The sequence below is a fragment of the Paraburkholderia fungorum genome, from assembly GCF_003610895.1.
Lineage (GTDB): Bacteria > Pseudomonadota > Gammaproteobacteria > Burkholderiales > Burkholderiaceae > Paraburkholderia > Paraburkholderia fungorum_B.
In genome coordinates, this window is the sequence record NZ_MCAS01000009.1 from 114,352 (window position 1) to 133,897 (window position 19,546).

General features: G+C 61.7%; 15 protein-coding genes and 1 tRNA gene. 10 read left to right on the forward strand and 6 right to left on the reverse strand.

Annotated features, from left to right (window positions below; all coding sequences use genetic code 11):
• Window positions 1-72: 72 nt before the first annotated feature.
• From BCY88_RS10735 to BCY88_RS10755, 5 genes are all read right to left on the reverse strand, one after another.
• Complete coding sequence (locus BCY88_RS10735; protein WP_120344226.1) at window positions 73-1,950, reverse strand: ABC transporter ATP-binding protein; 1,878 nt, start codon at window positions 1,948-1,950, stop codon at window positions 73-75.
• A gap of 513 nt (window positions 1,951-2,463) precedes the next feature.
• Window positions 2,464-2,538: transfer RNA gene (locus BCY88_RS10740), tRNA-Val, on the reverse strand.
• Window positions 2,539-2,586: 48 nt separating this feature from the next.
• Complete coding sequence (dnaQ, locus tag BCY88_RS10745) at window positions 2,587-3,321, reverse strand: DNA polymerase III subunit epsilon (RefSeq protein ID WP_120344227.1); 735 nt, start codon at window positions 3,319-3,321, stop codon at window positions 2,587-2,589.
• A 78-nt stretch (window positions 3,322-3,399) separates the two neighbouring features.
• Window positions 3,400-3,846, reverse strand: a complete 447-nt coding sequence (rnhA, locus tag BCY88_RS10750) for a ribonuclease HI (protein ID WP_028199171.1) — start codon at window positions 3,844-3,846, stop codon at window positions 3,400-3,402.
• A complete protein-coding gene (locus BCY88_RS10755) occupies window positions 3,843-4,703 on the reverse strand; it encodes a class I SAM-dependent methyltransferase (protein WP_120344228.1) in 861 nt (286 codons plus the stop codon). Before BCY88_RS10755 ends, rnhA begins: the two co-directional genes overlap by 4 nt.
• A 19-nt stretch (window positions 4,704-4,722) precedes the next feature.
• Here BCY88_RS10755 and gloB point away from each other — a divergent pair, with 19 nt between their 5' ends.
• From gloB to BCY88_RS10790, 7 genes are all read left to right on the forward strand, one after another.
• Window positions 4,723-5,514, forward strand: a complete 792-nt coding sequence (gloB, locus tag BCY88_RS10760; protein ID WP_120344229.1) for a hydroxyacylglutathione hydrolase — start codon at window positions 4,723-4,725, stop codon at window positions 5,512-5,514.
• Window positions 5,515-5,671: 157 nt separating this feature from the next.
• Window positions 5,672-7,366, forward strand: coding sequence for a transglycosylase SLT domain-containing protein (locus BCY88_RS10765; protein ID WP_120344230.1), 1,695 nt, complete (start codon window positions 5,672-5,674; stop codon window positions 7,364-7,366).
• Between the two features lie 201 nt (window positions 7,367-7,567).
• On the forward strand, window positions 7,568-8,809 hold the full coding sequence (locus BCY88_RS10770; RefSeq protein WP_120344231.1) for an MFS transporter: 1,242 nt from the start codon (window positions 7,568-7,570) through the stop codon (window positions 8,807-8,809).
• A 428-nt stretch (window positions 8,810-9,237) separates the two neighbouring features.
• Window positions 9,238-10,392, forward strand: coding sequence for a glutamine-hydrolyzing carbamoyl-phosphate synthase small subunit (gene carA / locus BCY88_RS10775; RefSeq protein ID WP_120344232.1), 1,155 nt, complete (start codon window positions 9,238-9,240; stop codon window positions 10,390-10,392).
• Between the two features lie 164 nt (window positions 10,393-10,556).
• On the forward strand, window positions 10,557-13,811 hold the full coding sequence (carB, locus tag BCY88_RS10780) for a carbamoyl-phosphate synthase large subunit (protein WP_120344233.1): 3,255 nt from the start codon (window positions 10,557-10,559) through the stop codon (window positions 13,809-13,811).
• A 151-nt stretch (window positions 13,812-13,962) separates the two neighbouring features.
• Window positions 13,963-14,439 (forward strand): transcription elongation factor GreA, encoded by a 477-nt coding sequence (greA, locus tag BCY88_RS10785; protein ID WP_120344234.1) that lies wholly within the window; start codon window positions 13,963-13,965, stop codon window positions 14,437-14,439.
• 20 nt (window positions 14,440-14,459) lie between these two features.
• A complete protein-coding gene (locus BCY88_RS10790) occupies window positions 14,460-14,969 on the forward strand; it encodes a DUF4149 domain-containing protein (protein WP_120344295.1) in 510 nt (169 codons plus the stop codon).
• A gap of 138 nt (window positions 14,970-15,107) precedes the next feature.
• On the opposite strand, the gene BCY88_RS10795 is transcribed toward BCY88_RS10790, so the two are convergent.
• Window positions 15,108-15,638: a YhbY family RNA-binding protein gene (locus tag BCY88_RS10795; protein ID WP_120344235.1), complete on the reverse strand. Its 531-nt coding sequence runs from the start codon at window positions 15,636-15,638 to the stop codon at window positions 15,108-15,110.
• Between the two features lie 182 nt (window positions 15,639-15,820).
• Here BCY88_RS10795 and BCY88_RS10800 point away from each other — a divergent pair, with 182 nt between their 5' ends.
• The 3 genes from BCY88_RS10800 (at window position 15,821) to folP (ending at window position 19,545) form a co-directional block, all read left to right on the forward strand.
• On the forward strand, window positions 15,821-16,483 hold the full coding sequence (locus BCY88_RS10800; protein ID WP_120344236.1) for an RlmE family RNA methyltransferase: 663 nt from the start codon (window positions 15,821-15,823) through the stop codon (window positions 16,481-16,483).
• A gap of 189 nt (window positions 16,484-16,672) precedes the next feature.
• The gene (ftsH, locus tag BCY88_RS10805) at window positions 16,673-18,562 is read left to right on the forward strand and encodes an ATP-dependent zinc metalloprotease FtsH (protein ID WP_054036261.1); all 1,890 of its coding nucleotides are present in this window, start codon (window positions 16,673-16,675) and stop codon (window positions 18,560-18,562) included.
• Between the two features lie 83 nt (window positions 18,563-18,645).
• Window positions 18,646-19,545: a dihydropteroate synthase gene (folP, locus tag BCY88_RS10810; RefSeq protein WP_120344296.1), complete on the forward strand. Its 900-nt coding sequence runs from the start codon at window positions 18,646-18,648 to the stop codon at window positions 19,543-19,545.
• Window position 19,546: the final 1 nt, after the last annotated feature.

Sequence of the window (19,546 nt, forward strand, 5' to 3'; positions counted from 1 at the left end):
CGTGCGTCACGCCAGCGGAAAACGCCTGTTACCGGCGCCTTGCGCATGACGTTCCGCACGCTTCTCCGCAATTTACTTCTCGACCACCAGGCTTGAATCATCGAGCCGATTCGCCTTTGCGCCATCGGTCTTGCGCGTGACCTCCGGATCGCCTAGTCCCTTGATCAACTCCAGCGCCTGACGTTCGAATAACCGCCGGTAAAGGCCGCCCTCGAGTCTGATCAAGGCGTCGTGACTGCCTTCCTCGATGACTTTGCCCTTGTCCAGCACCAGCAGCCTGTCGAGCGCCCGCACGGTGGAAAGGCGGTGTGCCACCACCAGCGTCGTGCGGCCCATCATCAGCCGCTCCATGGCTTGCTGGATCAGCACTTCGCTTTCGCTGTCGAGGCTCGAGGTCGCTTCGTCCAGAATCAGGATCGGCGCGTCTGCGAGGAACGCCCGTGCGATCGCCACGCGCTGACGCTCGCCACCGGAAAGCTTGATGCCGCGTTCGCCCACCAGCGTGTCGTAACCTTGAGGCAGCGTCGCGATAAAGTCGTGCGCATTGGCGAGCCTCGCAGCGCGCTCGATCTCGGCACGGCTCGCATCGGGCCGCGCATAGGCGATGTTCTCCGCCAGCGAGCGGTGAAACAGCAACGGCTCCTGCTGAACGATCGCGATCTGGCTGCGCAACGAAGCCTGCCGCACACGGGCGATGTCCTGACCGTCGATCGTGATCCGGCCTTCCGAAATGTCGTACAGCCGCTGGATCAGCTTGATGAAGGTCGTCTTCCCGGAACCCGAGTGCCCGACCAGCCCCACGCGTTCTCCCGGCGCGATGCGCACGGAGAAATTCTCGTAGAGCGGCGTGGCCTTCGCACCGTAATGGAAGGTGACGTGCTCGAAGCGAATTTCGCCTTTGCCGATCGCGATCGGGCCCGCGCCGGGCCGATCCTCGATGCCCAGCGGCTGATTCTCCAGCGATACCAGTTCTTCCATGTCGTTGACCGAACGCTGCAGATTGCGGATGTGCATGCCGACATCGCGCAGATAGCCTTGCAGCATGAAGAACATCGTCAACGCGAACGTGATGTCGCCGACACTCGCTTCGCCGCGCACCCACAACAGCAACGCGGCGCCGAGAATGGCGGCCTGGATTGCCACCAGCATGCCGCCTTGCAAGCCGCCGTTGATCGTGCCGCGAATCCATGTGCGGCGCGTGCGATGACGCCACTTGACGATCACGCGGTCGAGCAGGGCTTCTTCGCGCTCTTCGGCGCCGAACGCTTTTACCACGCCATTGCAGCTGACTGCGTCGGCGAGGGCGCCGCCCATGCGGGTGTCCCATGCGTTGGCGAGGCGCGCGGCGGGCGCCACGAAACCGAGCGACACGATCACGGTTATCGCGATATACAGCACGGAACCGATACCGACGACCGCGCCCATCATCGGCCAGCGCCAGCCGAGCAGCACCGTTGAGCCGAGCAGCATCACCAGCGACGGCAACAGCGCGACCAGCAGCGTGTCGTTGAGCAGATCGAGCGCCCACATGCCGCGCGTGATCTTGCGCACCGTGGATCCGGCAAAGCTGTTGGCGTGCCAGTCGGTCGAAAAGCGTTGCACGCGATGAAACGCGTTCGACGCGATCTCGCTCATCATTTTGAGCGTCAGCCTGATGAGGTTGAAGTACGTGCCCTGGCGAAGCAGCTCGGCGCCGAGCCCCAGCGCGCTCAGCACGCCGAAGGCCGTGATGGCCGCGTTCCATGCGACGGCGTCGCCGGCCGAGCCGGACGCGATGGCATCGACGAGCCGTCCGGCGAACAGCGGCGTGAGTACGTCGGCCAATGCCGAGAGCAGCACCAGCGCGGCAATCGCGAAGATGCGCCAGGGTTGTTTGACCCAGTGACGGAAGGTGAAGCCGAGGACATTCCTGAAGGCGTGTCCGCGAAGGTCGAGTTTTTTTCTGGTCATTTGCCACGACTCGGTGACGCGCGAGCGGACCGAGGTTCCAGTCAGAAGCGAAAGGAAGAGACAGTCAAGCAAGCCGGAAAATGTCGATGACGACGCCGGCAATGGGACTACGGACTGTCTGGGATTTTCGCGGACGGCCTGTTCAGGCAGAACCGCGTGAGCGACAACGCGACGGAGTTAAGGTCGCGAGAATGGCCGTGAGGACATCCCAGGGACGGCGATATGCACTGTGAACATGTGACGCCTCCCTGTAGTCGAAAGAGGTGGAAAAATAGACGGGGCGAGTGCCCGAAAACTGACTATATCAGCAGTATTTGGCGGCCGCAATCGTACGAAAGTTCGGTGTTGACTTCGAATTGAAGCATGCGCTAGCGCGCATGAGGGCACGTATTAACGTGCGTACACCTGAGTGATCGTTCTGCCGTGCACAGGCAAAAACGAGGCAAAAACAAAAAAGCCCTCGACTCAAGTTCGAGGGCTTTCTTTTGTGGTTCTTCGGAACCCAGTAAATTCTGGTGGGTGGTACAGGGATTGAACCTGTGACCCCTGCCGTGTGAAGGCAGTGCTCTACCGCTGAGCTAACCACCCGAAGAGAGCCGAATTATGTCAGGGATTTTCCGAGTCGTCTAGTGTTTTTTAAGCGGTTTGCTCATCCGCAGCCGGCGATGGAGCAAGGCGCCACACGCTCGTGCCCTTGACCGCTTTGTCGAGGCCGTCGAGCACGGCCTGATGTTCGGCGACTTCGTCGTCGCTCGCGGCAATCACGACCAGATTCAGCGAATCGATTGCGATGCGCGGCGCGTGCGCGTCGCCGCCACCGTGTGAATCGCCGAGCATGTCGATGACGAGGCTTTCCTGGCCGCGTGTCATCGCCAGATACACCTCGGCGAGCAGTTCCGAGTCGAGCAGTGCGCCGTGCAGGGTGCGGTGTGCGTTGCTGATGCCGAAGCGGTCGCACAGCGCGTCGAGTGAATTGCGCTTGCCCGGGAACATCTGCTTGGCGCGCGCCAGGGTATCGATGATCTCGCCGCAGTAGGTTTTCACCGGCGGCAAACCCAGCAGTGCAAATTCGGCATCGAGAAAGCCGATGTCGAACGGCGCGTTGTGAATGATCAGATCCGCGTCCTGAATGAAGTCGCGAATCTGATCGGCGATCTCGGCAAACTTCGGCTTGTCGCTCAGGAACTCGGTGGTCAGCCCGTGAACGGCCAAAGCGCCCGGATCGCTGTCGCGCTCCGGGTTGATGTAGAAATGCAGGTTGTTGCCGGTGAGCCGGCGATTCACCATTTCGACGCAACCGAGTTCAAGAATCCGGTCGCCGGTTCGTGCATTCAGGCCGGTGGTTTCGGTGTCGAGGATGAGTTGACGCATGTCGGATTAGCCTGCTCTAAAAAATCAGCAAAAGAAGGAGGGCGCGCGCCAGTGTTGCAGCGGGCATGACGGCACGCATCACACCTGCGCGAGCGACGCGACGCCGCGATTGGCCAGTTGATCCGCGCGCTCGTTTTCCGGGTGTCCGTTGTGACCGCGCACCCAGCGCCATTCGATCTCGTGCTGCGCGACGAGTGCATCGAGCCGCTTCCAGAGATCGGCGTTCTTCACCGGCTGCTTCGCGGCGGTGATCCAGCCTTTTTTCTTCCAGCCATGAATCCATTCGCTGATGCCTTTCTGCACATACTGCGAGTCGGTGTGCACGACGGCTTTGCAAGGACGCTTGAGCGCCTCGAGCGCGGCGATCACGCCCATCAGTTCCATGCGGTTGTTGGTGGTGTTGGGTTCACCGCCGAACAGTTCTTTTTCCTGGTCGCCGAAGCGCAGCAGCGCGCCCCAGCCGCCGGGGCCGGGGTTGCCCTTGCAGGCGCCGTCGGTATAAATATCGATGATGTCGGAAGTCATTGAGTGTGGTTGCGTGTGTTCGGGGTGGCGGGCGCAAGGCCCGCGGCAAGGACGGGTTTCTTCACTTTCAGCGGGCCGACGAGGCGCATGCCGCGCACGCGCTTGATCGCCTTGATCATGTAGGTAGCGCCGAAAATCGGCCACCAGCGGTCGCCGGCGGCTTCCATGAAACCATAGCGGGACAGCCATTGATCGCTGGCGAGCGGCGGACGATAGCAGCCGAAGCGCCCGCGTTCAAGGTCGAAGCCCAGCAGTTTGATCCAGTCTTTCAGGCGCGTGAAGGCGATCAGGTCGACGGCCGCGGGCACGAACGGCCGCCCGGTCACCTTGCCGACCGATTGGCGCGCGCCCCACAGCGACAGCGAATTGAAGCCGAGAATGATCAACTGGCCTTCGGGCATCAGCACGCGTTCGGCTTCGCGCAGCAGGCGGTGCGGGTCGCTCGTGAATTCCAGCGTGTGCGGCATGACGATCAGATCGACGCTCTGTGCTTCGAACGGCAGATCGAGCAGATCGCACCAGACCGCGCTGCGCCCCGCCGGTGCCGGCAGGCCCGCGGGCAGACCTTGCGCGGCGCCGCTCCTCAGGCCATTCCCAGCGCCATGCCCGGCATGCCCCGGGCCGCGCGGCAACGTATAGGGCGCACTCGCGCCGCTCGCTGCGTCGAGCACGAGCCCGCGGCACGGCATGCGGTTTTCGCGCAAGGCGTCGAGCTGCGGCAGGCCGAGTTGCAGCGCATGGTAGCCGAATACGTCGGACACCACGCGATCGAGCTGGGTCTGTTCCCACTCGAGTACGTAGCGGCCGGGGGGCGAATCGGTCCAGGCAGGCCAGTCTATAATCGCTCGATCAGTCATATCAGAGAATGCGTCGCCTATGAATGCGCTCGAGTACGTACCGGTCCCGGCGTTTGAAGACAATTACATCTGGGTCGTTTCCGACGGGCATCATGCGGCGGTCGTCGATCCGGGTGAGGCCGCCCCCGTGCGCGCATATCTGGCGAAACGGGGTTGGCGGCTGAGCGCTATTTTACTCACGCACCATCATCAAGACCATGTCGGTGGGGTGGCCGATCTGCTGAACGGCCAGGCCGTTCCCGTGTACGGCCCCGCCGGTGAAGCGATCCAGCATCTCACGCACCGTCTTGAAAACGGCGATCATGTGACGATTGCGGCGCCCGCACTCGAGTTCGATGTGCTCGACGTGCCCGGTCACACGAGCGGTCATATCGCCTATTTTCAGGCGGCCGATCCGCGCGGCACGCCGCACGTGTTTTGCGGCGACACGCTGTTCGCGTGTGGCTGTGGCCGGCTGTTCGAAGGTACGCCCACGCAGATGCTGGCCTCGCTGGATTCGCTGGCCGCGCTCCCGGGCGCGACCGAAGTGCATTGCGCGCACGAATACACCTTGTCGAACATCCGCTTCGCGCTCGCCTGCGAGCCGGGCAACGCCGAACTGCAAGCCTGGCGTGACAAGGCGAGCGAATTGCGCGCACGCCATGTGCCGACACTGCCGACCACGATCGCCCATGAACGCGCCGTGAATCCGTTTTTGCGCGCTGACAATCCGGCGATTCAGGCATGCTTGCAAGAGCAGTTGCATGAAAAAGTGCCCGATCGTTTGACGGCATTTACGCTAATGCGCGAGTGGAAAAATCGCTTCCGTTGACCCGACGGCCATCAGGGTATTCCTCACGCGAAGAATCGGAAAAATTCGCCAAGCCCTAGATTTCCTTGATTTTTTTCGTCATTTTCCGATTGACGTAAACGTTGCCGTTTCGTACTATCGGCTGCAAATTCCAGCCCTTGTGGAAGCCGAGACGTTCATGCGATTTATCTTTAGTGCGTTATTGGTCCTGACACTCGCCGCTTGCGCGAGTCAGGGACCGACAACGAATAGCCCCACCACCGCAACTAATCCCGCCAGTCAGCAAGCCGTAGCTGACGCCCTTCGCAAGACAGCCACCGCCAAAGAAACGATCAATGTCGACCAGGGTTCGGTCAATCAACTGACGAGCGCGGACGCCGATCTTTGGGGCCGTATTCGCCGTGGTTTTCAAATGCCGGATCTGCAAACCGACCTCGTCGACATGCAGGTCAACTGGTATGCGCAGCGCCCGGACTACGTGCAGCGCATGACCGAGCGCTCGCAGAAATATCTGTACCACATCGTCGAAGAGCTCGAAGCGCGCCACATGCCGACCGAGCTCGCGTTGCTGCCGTTCATCGAATCCGCGTATAGCCCGCAGGCTTTGTCGGTGGCGAAGGCTGCAGGCATGTGGCAGTTCATGCCGGGCACGGGCCGCACGTACAACCTCAAGCAGAACATGTGGCAGGACGAGCGCCGCGACGTGCTGGCTTCGACCAGCGCCGCGCTCGACTATCTGTCGCGCCTGCATGACATGTTCGGCGACTGGCAACTGGCGCTTGCCGCCTACAACTGGGGTGAGGGCAACGTGCAGCGCGCGATCGCGCGCAACGAGGCGGCGGGACTGCCTACCGACTACCTCAGCCTGCGCATGCCGAACGAGACGCGCAACTACGTACCCAAGCTGCAGGCGGTGAAGAACATCGTAATGAACCCGCAGATGTACGGGCTCACGCTGCCGTCGATCCCGAACCACCCGTATTTCGTCACGGTCACGACCTCGCACGACATCGACGTGGACACGGCGGCGAAGCTCGCGAATCTCTCTCCGGATGAATTCCGCTCGCTGAACCCGTCGTTCAGAAAACCGGTGATTCTCGGTGCTACCCAGCCGCAGATCCTGCTGCCGTTCGACAATGCAAGCGCGTTCGAACGCAATCTGAAGGCGTACTCCGGTTCGCTGTCGTCGTGGACCACGTACACCGTCACCGAGCGTGCCGCACCGGCGGCGATTGCGCAAAAGATCGGTGTCGACGCCGACACGTTGATGGAAGTGAACAAGATTCCGGCCGGCATGCGTCTGAAACCGGGCTCGACGATCGTGGTGCCGCGTGGTTCGGACGACGACGAAGACATTAGCGCCGACGTCGCTGAAACCGCGGTGCTGGCCATGGAGCCGGATGTCCCCGACACCCGCAAGATGTTGATCCGCGTGCGCCGCAATCAGTCCATGGCTGCCATCGCAGTGCGTTACGGCGTCTCGATCGGTCAGTTGAAGGCGTGGAATCGCACGCATCGCGATCAGGTTTCGCGTGGGCAGGTGATCGTGCTGCACGTGCCGGTTGGCAAGGCCATGCCGAGCGAGCCGGGCCCTGAGCGCATCGCAACCGACGTGCAAGGCGGCGGCGTCGAGAAGATCGGCACCCGCGTCGCAGACACGAGGGGCGATTCGCGCTACGATAAGAAGAAGGGTCGTGGCCGTGCCGCCGTGGTCAAGGTGTCCGAGCCGGTAGGTAAAGTCAGCAAGCCGACAACGTCCAGTGCCAGCAAGGGCAAGGTGACGAAGGTGTCGGCTTCCACGTCCAGCAAGGCGTCGAAGGCCGCGGCAGATAGCCGCCCGAAGACCGCGGCCAACGCGAAGAAGGGTAAGTAGACCAAAAGCGGCCACCACGGTAGTGACCACATGCGTTGCGGGGGCAACGCGTGAATTGCGCTCCGATCACGCACCGTGTTATTCCGACGCCGTCACCAGTGGTGACGGCGTTTTTCATTCTGCAGATCAATTCAGGCGAAGTTCGCCCGTTTCATTTATCTTGCGTGCTTAGGCCAAAGTCGGTCGCTCATTTCAAACGTTATGTCGTCGACCCAGTTGCGCGTTTTTCTCCTGTTCTCCGCCGGCTACTTCGTTTCTTACGTATTTCGCGGCGTGAATCTCGGCTTTGCGCCCTTCATCACGCACGATCTCGGTTTGTCGGCCACGGATCTCGGTTTGCTGACCAGTCTGTATTTCCTCGGTTTCGCGGGCGCGCAGATCCCGGCCGGAGTACTGCTCGATCATTACGGCGCGCGTCGGGTGACGGCGGCCACCATGATGTTTGCCGCGCTCGGAATATGGGTGTTCGGCGCGGCGCACAGCGTCGGCATGATGATGGTCGGGCGGCTGCTGATCGGCGTCGGCGTCTCGGTATGTCTTGGTGCAGCCTTCAAGGCGTTGGCGCAGCATTTCGAGCCAGGGCGTCTGCCGTTGATGAACGGGCTCGTGATGGCGATCGGCGGCTTCGGCGGCGTGATGGTCGGCTCGCCGCTCACGTGGGTGCTGAGCTTCGCCAGTTGGCGCGCGGTTTGTGTCGGTCTGGGCCTGATGACGGTGGTGGTGGCGCTCGCGCAGTGGACGCTTGCACCTGACGCCAGGGAAACCCACCGCCAGGCCGGCATCGGCGCGCAGTTCAAAGGCACCCTGCAGATCCTGAGAAGCGCGGCGTTCTGGAAGATCGGGTCGTTCTCCATCGTCACGCAAGGCGTGTTCTACGCGATGCAGTCGCTATGGGTCGGCGCCTGGCTGCGCGACGTACAGGGTTTTGCGCCTCGTGAAGCCGCGTCGCTGGTGTCGATTCTCGGCTTTGCGATGATGGCCGGTTGCGTCGGATTCGGCGCGGCCGCGCGCGGGCTGGAGCGGCGCGGAATTTCGTTATATGTGTTTTGCGGTATCGGCATGGCGCTTTACGTGTTGACCCAGTTGCTGATCATGTTCAACGTGCCGCTGCCAGCGAGCCTGCTGTGGGCGGCATACGGGGTTTTCGGCGGCACCGGCATTCTCAGTTACGCGGTCATGGCTCGCCATTTCCCGGCGCAGATGATCGGCCGGGTGAATACCACGCTGACGCTGATCATCTTTCTGCTGATTTTCGGCTTCCAGATCGGCGTTGGGGCGGTGCTGTCGCGCTGGCCGGCCAATGAAGGGCATTATCCGGCGGCCGCGCATCTGAGCGCCTGGGGCATTCTGGTGGCGTTGCAGGTGTTGAGCGCGCTTTGGTACGTATTGCCCGGCCGCGCACGACTTCAGCCCGCACAGGTGTCCGCGGAACAGCAGGCCTAAGGCGGTTGTGCAGGGTTTGCGAAGGCGGTGTCATATTTACCGCTTCTATCCCGATTCTGGCCCGTGCAAACTTTGTCCGGCGGCTTCGGCGCCACGTTCCGTAAGGCTTCGACCCGTTTCAGGCCGTACCCGGCTACGCCGGCTCCCCATCTCGGATTTGGAGGGAAGGGTAGTTTCGCGCTATAATTCCAAGGTTTGAGCTTATCAACCCGCACCCTAGCGCCTACCTCTCCCATACCGTTCATCCGCCGCGCGCTTTTGACGCCCCGCACCCAGCCGATCCGTCCACACAATGGACCCATCGCGCCCCTTGCGACGTCACCAGCAGTACGCGAGCGAGTCTGCGCGCGCATCCTCTCGATGCGTTTCGCTGCGGCTCGCAGTCGGATAGACAGGTCGGCAACAGGGTGTTCCCCAAGGAGTCTCCCGTGTTGCCGTCATTTTCTCCCGCTTTGCTCGCACTCGCCGACGGCACGGTCTTTCGTGGTTACTCGATCGGCGCCCCCGGGCATACGATCGGCGAAGTCGTGTTCAACACCGCTATCACCGGCTATCAGGAAATCCTGACTGACCCGAGCTACGCGCGCCAGATCGTGACCCTCACGTATCCGCATATCGGTAACGTCGGCGTGAATGCCGAAGACGTCGAAGCCACGAAAGTCCATGCCGCCGGCCTGATCATCCGTGATCTGCCGGTTCTCGCGTCGAACTTCCGCATGGAGCGCACGCTCCCGCAATACCTGAAGGACGAAGGCGTGGTTGCCATCGCCGGTCTCGACACCCGCATGCTGACGCGCGTGCTGCGCGACAAGGGTGCGCAGAACGGCGCCATTCTGGCCGGTTCGGATGACGAAGCGAAGGCAATCGAACTCGCGCGTTCGTTCCCGGGTTTGTCGGGTATGGACCTCGCGAAGGTCGTGTCGACGAAGGAAACCTACGAATGGAACCAGACCGAATGGCGTCTGGGCTCCGGCTACGGTACGCAGAACGCACCGAAGTATCGCGTGGTCGCGTTCGATTACGGCGTGAAGTACAACATTCTGCGCATGCTGGCCGAGCGCGGCTGCCACGTCACCGTGCTGCCGGCGCAAGCCTCGGCGGCTGACGCGCTGGCGCTCAACCCGGACGGCATCTTCCTGTCGAACGGCCCTGGCGACCCGGAGCCGTGCGATTATGCGATTCAGGCCACCAAAGAACTGATCGAACGCGGCATCCCGACCTTCGGCATCTGCCTCGGCCACCAGATCATGGGCCTCGCCGTCGGCGCGAAGACCATGAAGATGAAGACGGGCCATCACGGCGCGAACCATCCGGTGAAGGATCTTGACGACGGCCGCGTGGTCATCACGTCGCAGAACCACGGTTTTGCGGTCGACGCCGACACGCTGCCGGCCAATGCCAAGGCCACGCACATCTCGCTGTTCGACGGCACGCTGCAAGGCTTCGCGTTGACCGACAAGCCGGCGTTCTGCTTCCAGGGCCACCCGGAAGCGTCGCCCGGTCCGCACGACATCGCCTATCTGTTCGACCGCTTCACTGCGTTGATGGACGCGAAGAAGGCCGGTAAGACCGCAGCGGCATAAATAGCTTGTGAAGCGCCCCGGCGGCGCGCGGCTCGTCATGCAAGCAGCGCGATCAATGCGATCGACGCGAAGCACGGCGAGCCGCACAACACAGAGCAGAGCGCGCAACGTATCAACGCAGCGCGCCGACGGAAAGAATTCAGGAATACATTAGCGAGAGCGTTATGCCCAAGCGGACAGACATCAAGAGCATCCTCATCATCGGCGCGGGTCCGATCATCATCGGCCAGGCGTGCGAGTTCGACTACTCGGGCGCGCAGGCATGCAAGGCGCTGCGTGAGGAAGGCTACAAGGTCATTCTCGTCAACAGCAATCCGGCGACGATCATGACCGACCCGAACACGGCCGACGTGACCTACATCGAGCCGATCACGTGGGAAGTGGTTGAACGCATCATCGCCAAGGAGCGCCCGGACGCGATCCTGCCGACGATGGGTGGCCAGACCGCGCTGAACTGCGCGCTGGATCTCCATGCGCACGGCGTGCTGGAGAAGTACAAGGTCGAGCTGATCGGCGCGTCGCCGGAAGCGATCGACAAGGCCGAAGACCGCCAGAAGTTCAAAGACGCGATGACCAAGATTGGCCTCGGTTCGGCCAAATCGGGCACCGCGCATTCGATGGAAGAAGCGCTGCAGGTGCAGGCCGACATCGCGGTGCAAACGGGCAGCGGCGGTTATCCGGTTGTGATCCGTCCATCGTTCACGCTGGGCGGTTCGGGCGGCGGCATCGCGTACAACCGCGACGAATTCGAAGAGATCTGCAAGCGCGGTCTCGATCTGTCGCCTACGCGCGAACTGCTGATCGAAGAATCGCTGCTCGGCTGGAAAGAGTACGAGATGGAAGTGGTCCGCGACAAAAAGGACAACTGCATTATCGTTTGCTCGATCGAAAACCTGGACCCGATGGGCATCCACACCGGCGACTCGATTACCGTCGCGCCGGCGCAAACGCTCACGGACAAGGAATATCAGATCCTGCGTAACGCGTCGCTCGCCGTGCTGCGCGAAATCGGCGTGGATACGGGCGGTTCGAACGTGCAGTTCTCGATCAATCCGAAAGACGGCCGCATGGTCGTGATCGAAATGAATCCGCGCGTGTCGCGTTCGTCGGCATTGGCGTCGAAAGCCACGGGCTTCCCGATCGCCAAGATCGCGGCGAAGCTCGCGGTCGGCTACTCGCTCGACGAACTGAAGAACGAAATCACCGGCGGCCAGACCCCGGCATCGTTCGAACCGACGATCGACTACGTCGTCACCAAGATCCCGCGTTTCGCGTTCGAGAAATTCCGCGAAGCCGATTCGCGCCTCACCACGCAGATGAAGTCGGTCGGCGAAGTGATGGCCATTGGCCGCACGTTCCAGGAATCGTTCCAGAAGGCGCTGCGTGGTCTGGAAGTCGGTGTGGACGGTCTGGACGAAAAGACCGACAACCGCGACGAGATCATCCGCGAGATCGGCGAAGCCGGTCCGGATCGCATCTGGTACGTCGGCGACGCGTTCCGTATCGGCATGACGGCCGAAGAGATTTTCGAAGAAACGTCGATCGACCCGTGGTTCCTCGCGCAGATTGAACAGATCATCCTGAAGGAAAAGGCGCTGGCTGGCCGTACGCTGGCGAGCCTGTCGAAGGAAGAACTCAAGTATCTGAAGCAGAGCGGGTTCTCGGACCGGCGTCTCGCGAAGCTGCTCGGCGCGAAGCCGGCGGAAGTGCGTCAGCGCCGTATCGAGTTGAACGTGCGCCCGGTCTACAAGCGCGTCGACACCTGCGCGGCCGAGTTCGCCACGAAAACCGCCTACATGTACTCGACCTACGAGGAAGAGTGCGAAGCGAACCCCACGAACAACAAGAAGATCATGGTGCTGGGTGGCGGCCCGAACCGGATCGGCCAGGGTATCGAGTTCGACTACTGCTGCGTGCACGCCGCGCTCGCCATGCGCGAAGACGGCTACGAAACGATCATGGTCAACTGCAACCCTGAAACCGTTTCGACCGACTACGACACGTCCGATCGTCTGTACTTCGAATCGCTGACGCTCGAAGACGTGCTCGAAATCGTCGACAAGGAAAAACCGGTCGGCGTGATCGTGCAATACGGCGGTCAAACTCCGCTGAAGCTCGCGCTCGATCTCGAAGCGAACGGTGTGCCGATCGTCGGCACGTCGCCGGACATGATCGACGCCGCGGAAGACCGCGAGCGTTTCCAGAAGCTGCTGCAAGACCTCGGTTTGCGCCAGCCGCCGAACCGCACCGCGCGTGCTGAAGACGAAGCGCTCAAGCTCGCCGAAGAAATCGGTTACCCGCTGGTGGTGCGTCCGTCGTACGTGCTGGGCGGCCGCGCCATGGAAATCGTCCACGAGCCGCGTGACCTCGAGCGCTACATGCGCGAGGCCGTGAAGGTGTCGAACGATTCGCCGGTGCTGCTCGACCGCTTCCTCAACGACGCAATCGAATGCGACGTGGATTGCATCTCCGATGGCGAAGCCGTGTTCATCGGCGGCGTTATGGAGCACATCGAACAGGCGGGCGTCCACTCGGGCGATTCGGCTTGCTCGCTGCCGCCGTATTCGCTGTCGAAGGAAACCATTGCTGAGCTGAAGCGCCAGACCGGCGCAATGGCGAAGGCGCTGAACGTGATCGGCCTGATGAACGTGCAGTTCGCGATCCAGCAAGTGCCGCAGGCAGATGGGTCGAAGGAAGACGTCATCTACGTGCTGGAAGTGAATCCGCGTGCATCGCGTACGGTGCCGTACGTGTCGAAGGCGACCAGCCTGCCGCTCGCGAAGATCGCCGCGCGCGCGATGGTCGGCCAGAAGCTCGCCGATCAGGGCGTGACGAAAGAAATCGATCCGCCGTACTTCAGCGTGAAGGAAGCGGTGTTCCCGTTCGTCAAGTTCCCGGCGGTCGATCCGGTGCTCGGACCGGAAATGCGTTCGACCGGCGAAGTGATGGGCGTGGGTCAGACGTTCGGCGAAGCGCTGTTCAAGTCGCAACTCGCGGCAGGTTCGCGTCTGCCGGAGTCGGGCACGGTGCTGCTGACCGTAATGGACGCCGACAAGCCGAAGGCCGTCGAAGTCGCGCGCATGCTGCACGAACTCGGCTACCCGATCGTCGCGACCAAGGGTACGGCTGCCGCGATCGAAGCGGCCGGGGTGCCGGTCAAGGTGGTCAACAAGGTGAAGGACGGGCGTCCGCACATCGTCGACATGATCAAGAACGGCGAAATCGCGCTGGTCTTCACGACCGTCGACGAAACCCGTGCGGCGATCGCCGACTCGCGCTCGATCCGCATGAGCGCCCAGGCGAACAAGGTCACGTACTACACGACAATGTCTGGCGCACGGGCGGCCGTGGAAGGTCTGCGCTATTTGAAGAACCTGGAAGTCTATGATTTACAAGGACTCCACGCTCGCCTAAACTAAGGCTTCGAATACCTGTCCAAGATGTAAGTGCCGCGGTTAAGCGGCGTTCCGCAGGTGCTGTGGCCCGGGTTTTTGCCCGGAACGTCAGCCCCGCGGAATGCACTTAACCGCGGTGATTTTTTTTACGGCTGTTTTTTGCATAGAGTTGTTTATGAGCACTGTTCCATTGACGAAGCGCGGCGCGGAAATGTTGCGCGATGAATTGCAGCGCCTGAAATCGGTTGAGCGTCCCTCGGTGATCAATTCGATCGCGGAAGCGCGTGCCCAGGGCGATCTGTCGGAAAACGCGGAATACGACGCGGCGAAGGAAAAGCAGGGCTTTATCGAAGGCCGTATTGCCGAAATCGAATCGAAGCTGGCCGGGGCGCAGGTGATCGATCCCTCGGCGGTCGAAGCGGACGGGCGCGTGGTGTTCGGCGCGACTGTCGAACTGGAAGATCTGGATTCGGGCGCACCGGTCAAGTATCAGATCGTCGGCGACGACGAAGCGGACATCGACCACGGTTTGATCTCGATCAGCTCGCCTATCGCGCGCGCTTTGATCGGCAAGTCGGAAGGCGACGTTGCGTCGGTGCAGGCGCCGGGCGGCGTGCGCGAATACGAAATCATTGCGGTGAGCTACGTTTGAAGGCGGCTCCGGTATCCTTGATGCCGCATCGTGTGTTCCGCCTGCTGACGGTGGCGTGGGTCGGTAGTCTGTTGACTATTGGCTATGCCGTCGCGCCGGTGCTGTTTACGTCGCTCGACCGCATGACGGCAGGCGCCGTGGCGGCGCAGCTGTTCCGCATCGAGGGTCTGTTGGGCGCGGTGTGCGGCATTTTGCTGCTGGTTCTGGCGAACATCCTGGTTCGTCGCGGCAGCGATGCTTATCGCCGGTTGCGCTGGTTGATCGCCGGTATGCTGGTGTGCGTGCTGGTGGGGTACTTTGCCTTGCAGCCTTTCATGAATGCCATGCGCATCGCCGCGCTGGAAGCGGGCAGTGATGTCGGACACTCGGCTTATGCGACGCGCTTCGGCATCCTGCATGGCGTGTCGAGTCTGTTTTACCTGATCGAAAGCCTGCTGGGCGTGGCGCTGGTGTGGAAGCTGCCGGCAAGCTTGGGCGTCGTGACAGCGGAGCAGGGCGCACGTGGCGCCGCGGGGAAAGTAACCAGCTGAGTGATTCAGCTGCGGCCTGCTGAAGCGGCTTTGTCTGTAGCGGTGGTTTGTAGCGTTGGTTTGTGACGCTACTCAGGCAGTTTTGCCCAAGTACTTCACGCCAAGGTGCGGACACCGCCCGCACCCATCATCATTCGCTTACTTCGACGACTGATGCGCGCGCTTCGCGCTGGTCTGGCGCTTCTTGGCGCGCTTGATGTTGCCGCCTTGCGTGACACGTTCATTGCCGCGCACCACGACCGCCTTTGCCTTCGGCTTGCGCATCGAGACTTCGCTGGGCTTTACCACCGTGACCACGCGCGGTGCGCGGCCTTTACCCGGTTTGGCTTCGACAGCCGCTTCGCGAGCGCTCGGCAGGGCGCCGCGCTTGGCCTTGGTGGCAGGTTGCACGGCTGCTTCCGGCTTCCAGATCACCAGCAGCTTGCCGATATGCTGGATCGGCGCGGCGTTCAGCTTGTCGCAGATTTGTTCGTAGATGGCGATGCGCTCTTCGCGCTCGTCGCCGAATACGCGGATTTTGATCAGTTGATGCGCGCCAAGGTGAACCTTGATTTCCGACAGCACAGCGTCGGTCAAGCCTTCGGCGCCGACGAGCACGACCGGTTTGAGCGCATGTGCCTGGGAGCGCAACTCGGCGCGTTGGTCGGAAGAGACTTTAAGGGCTGGCATGGAAAGTGGGAGACTCGACTAAAATGGCGGCACCTGCATTTCCGAGAGATTCGGCCAATAGCGCAGGGCGGCGCGTCAGAACAACAGAATCGCGGATGACTGCCAGTTTTGGCGGTGGCCGCGCGAATTAACCGCGTATTATCCCCTAAAGCGCCACATTTCGCAGCAAGAGTTCACCTTTAATGGCAAAAAACAAGTTCAACACGGCGTGGTTGCATGATCACATCAACGACCCGTACGTCAAAATGGCGCAGCGGGAGGGCTATCGCGCCCGTGCAGCCTACAAGCTGAAGGAAATCGACGAGCAGGACAAGCTGATCCGTCCGGGTCAGGTGATTGTCGACCTCGGTTCGGTGCCGGGCAGCTGGAGCCAGTACGCCCGTAACAAACTCGCCAAAGGCGCGCAGCGCGACGCCGAGCGCGAAGGCGGTATCGACGGCACGATCATCGCGCTGGACATTCTGCCGATGGAGCCGATCGCCGACGTCCACTTCATTCAGGGCGACTTCCGCGAAGACTCGGTTCTCGAACAACTCGAAGAATTAGTCGGAGAGCGCCAGGTTGATCTTGTAATTTCGGATATGGCGCCCAACCTGTCGGGAGTGGCGGTCGCGGATGCCGCGCGAATCGAGCATCTGTGCGATATCGCGATGGAATTCTCGCAAAACCACCTGAAGCCGGATGGCGCCCTTTTAGTCAAATGTTTTCACGGCAGCGGTTATAGCCAGATTGTCGAAAAGTTCAAGCGTCAGTTCAAGGTGGTGGCGGCCCGCAAGCCGAAAGCCTCGCGGGATAAGTCGTCAGAAACATTTATTTTGGGTAAGCATCTCAAGCGGCCCGCATAGGCGCGCTGCAGGAAGGTTCCGCATCTGCCGATAATGTGCCCGAGGCGCTGGAAATTGCTGCGCCGATGGTCCGCTACACTATTTATGTGGTAGCGAAACCTTATGGCAGGGGTCTGCGGACTGGATTAGAATGCTTTCGTGGTGCCGCAAGGCAAATGTAGGCGCCCGTCTAAGTGAAGGAGTGGTGCTTTGAACAACAATATGTTTTCGAAAGCAGCAGTGTGGCTGGTTATCGCACTGGTGCTATTTACGGTGTTCAAGCAGTTCGACAAGCCCCGTGTCCAGGAAGGTGTCTCCTATTCGCAGTTCATGGACGACGCGAAGAACGGCAAAGTCAAGAACGTCATTGTCCAGGGGCGGAACCTCACGGTCACTCCAGCAGACGGCCAGAAGTACCAGATCGTGTCACCTGGCGACATCTGGATGGTCGGCGATCTGATGAAGTATGGCGTTCAGGTGAGCGGCAAGGCTGACGACGAACCCAATGCGCTGGTGTCCGCGCTGTATTACCTCGGACCGACGATCCTGATCATCGGGTTCTGGTTCTACATGATGCGACAGATGCAGGGGGGTGGGAAAGGCGGTGCGTTCTCGTTCGGTAAATCCCGTGCACGTCTGATCGACGAAAACAACAACGCAATCAATTTCACCGACGTCGCCGGTTGCGACGAAGCCAAGGAAGAAGTCTCCGAACTGGTCGACTTCCTGCGCGATCCGCAGAAGTTCCAGAAGCTGGGTGGCCGCATTCCGCGCGGCGTGCTGCTGGTCGGCCCGCCGGGAACCGGTAAGACGCTGCTGGCGCGTGCTATCGCCGGTGAGGCGAAGGTGCCGTTCTTCAGCATCTCGGGTTCGGACTTCGTGGAAATGTTCGTGGGTGTCGGCGCGGCTCGTGTGCGCGACATGTTCGAGCAGGCCAAGAAGCACGCACCGTGTATCGTGTTCATCGACGAAATCGACGCGGTTGGCCGTCATCGCGGCGCCGGCATGGGCGGCGGTAACGACGAACGCGAACAGACCTTGAACCAGATGCTGGTCGAGATGGACGGCTTCGAAGCGAACTCGGGCGTGATCGTGATCGCTGCCACGAACCGTTCTGACGTGCTGGACAAGGCGCTGCTGCGTCCGGGCCGTTTCGACCGTCAGGTGTACGTCGGTCTGCCGGACATCCGCGGCCGCGAACACATCATGAAGGTTCACCTGCGCAAGGTGCCGATTTCGAACGACGTCGACGCAGCGGTCATCGCACGCGGCACGCCGGGCTTCTCCGGCGCCGATCTGGCGAACCTGGTCAACGAGGCTGCATTGTTCGCGGCTCGCCGTGGCAAGCGCATCGTCGAAATGAACGACTTCGAAGACGCGAAAGACAAGATTTTCATGGGTCCGGAGCGCAAGTCGGCCGTGATTCGCGAAGAATCGAAGCGTGCCACCGCGTATCACGAATCGGGTCACGCAGTCATTGCCAAGCTGTTGCCGAAGGCCGATCCGGTGCACAAGGTCACGATCATCCCGCGCGGCCGTGCGCTGGGCGTCACGTGGCAGTTGCCGGAGCATGACAACGAAACGTATTCGAAGGACTACCTGCTGGACCGCCTCGCGATCCTGTTCGGTGGCCGCGTCGCGGAAGAGCTGTTCCTGAACCTGATCAGCACCGGCGCATCGGATGACTTCAACAAGGCAACGGCGACCGCCCGCGCCATGGTGGCTCGCTTCGGCATGACGGACGCGCTCGGACCGATGGTCTACGTGGACGACGAAAACGACGCAACGCCGTTTGGCCGCGGCTTCACGCGGACCATTTCGGAAGCGACGCAGCAAAAGGTCGACGCGGAAATCCGCCGCGTGCTGGACGAGCAGTACAACCTCGCCAAGCGCCTGCTGGACGAGAACCGCGACAAGGTCGAAGCGATGACCGCCGCACTGATGGAGTGGGAAACGATCGACGCCGATCAGATCAACGACATCATGGCAGGCCGTCCGCCGCGTTCGCCGAAGAGCTCGCCGCCGTCGGCAAGCGACGCCTCGTCGGGCGGTAGCCCGGGCACCGAGGTCAAGCCGGGCAGCGCGACCGCGCCGGCCTGATAGGCGACCAGTAGAAAGTGCGGGCCGGTGTGTTTCACACCGGCCCGTTTTGCATTTATCTGTTTTACGTGATTGAACGCTACGTGCCGAAAGTCGAATTTCCTTCTCTTCCCATTCCCGAACCGCTGCAATGCGGCCGCTTCAAGCTGACCTTTGAACGCCCCCTGGTCATGGGCATCCTGAACGTCACGCCTGATTCTTTTTCCGATGGCGGTCAGTACGCGATGCGCGGCGATGCATTGCGCCAGGCCGAACGCATGCTGCTCGACGGCGCGGACATCATCGATATCGGCGGCGAGTCGACCCGCCCGGGCGCACCGCCCGTGCCGCTCGAGGAAGAACTGGAGCGGGTGATCCCACTGGTTGAACTGCTGCACGGCGCGAATGTGCCGCTGTCAGTCGACACGTACAAGCCGGAAGTGATGCGCCGCGCGCTGGCCGCTGGCGCCGATCTGATCAATGACGTCTGGGGCTTCCGGATGCCCGGCGCCGTCGATGCAGTGCGCGACAGCGAGTGCGGTTTGTGCGTGATGCATATGTTGGGTGAGCCGCAGACCATGCAGCTTCGTGAACCCGACTATCAGGACGTGGTGAGCGAGGTGCGGCAGTTTCTCGAAGCACGGGTGGCAACACTGCAGCAGGCGGGCATTGCCCGTGCGCGTATCAGCGTGGATCCGGGCTTCGGCTTCGGCAAGTCGGTGGTTGAACACAATTACGCACTGCTTGCGCATCTGCCCGATGCGGCGCCGCGCGCCGAGTCGCCGTATCCGATTCTCGCGGGCATGTCACGCAAGTCGATGGTCGGCGCGGTCGTTGGACGTCCGGCGCCGGAGCGCGTCGCCGGCAGCATTGCCGCGGCAGTGTGCGCCGCCGGGCGCGGCGCGGCCATTCTGCGCGTGCACGATGTCGCGCAAACAGTGGATGCATTGAAAGTATGGGCAGCCATGCGCGACGCGGCGAACCACAGCCGCGCGCGTGCCTGAC

Bases quoted from the DNA above. Each gene is read 5' to 3' on its own strand.
- rnhA (WP_028199171.1), bottom strand. From the start codon at position 3,846: ATGACTTCCGACATCATCGATATTTATACCGACGGCGCCTGCAAGGGC.
- greA (WP_120344234.1), top strand. From the start codon at position 13,963: ATGAGCACTGTTCCATTGACGAAGCGCGGCGCGGAAATGTTGCGCGAT.
- BCY88_RS10770 (WP_120344231.1), top strand. From the start codon at position 7,568: ATGTCGTCGACCCAGTTGCGCGTTTTTCTCCTGTTCTCCGCCGGCTAC.
- carB (WP_120344233.1), top strand. From the start codon at position 10,557: ATGCCCAAGCGGACAGACATCAAGAGCATCCTCATCATCGGCGCGGGT.
- BCY88_RS10790 (WP_120344295.1), top strand. From the start codon at position 14,460: ATGCCGCATCGTGTGTTCCGCCTGCTGACGGTGGCGTGGGTCGGTAGT.
- BCY88_RS10755 (WP_120344228.1), bottom strand. From the start codon at position 4,703: ATGACTGATCGAGCGATTATAGACTGGCCTGCCTGGACCGATTCGCCC.
- BCY88_RS10765 (WP_120344230.1), top strand. From the start codon at position 5,672: ATGCGATTTATCTTTAGTGCGTTATTGGTCCTGACACTCGCCGCTTGC.
- BCY88_RS10795 (WP_120344235.1), bottom strand. From the start codon at position 15,638: ATGCCAGCCCTTAAAGTCTCTTCCGACCAACGCGCCGAGTTGCGCTCC.
- BCY88_RS10735 (WP_120344226.1), bottom strand. From the start codon at position 1,950: ATGACCAGAAAAAAACTCGACCTTCGCGGACACGCCTTCAGGAATGTC.
- BCY88_RS10800 (WP_120344236.1), top strand. From the start codon at position 15,821: ATGGCAAAAAACAAGTTCAACACGGCGTGGTTGCATGATCACATCAAC.
- gloB (WP_120344229.1), top strand. From the start codon at position 4,723: ATGAATGCGCTCGAGTACGTACCGGTCCCGGCGTTTGAAGACAATTAC.
- dnaQ (WP_120344227.1), bottom strand. From the start codon at position 3,321: ATGCGTCAACTCATCCTCGACACCGAAACCACCGGCCTGAATGCACGA.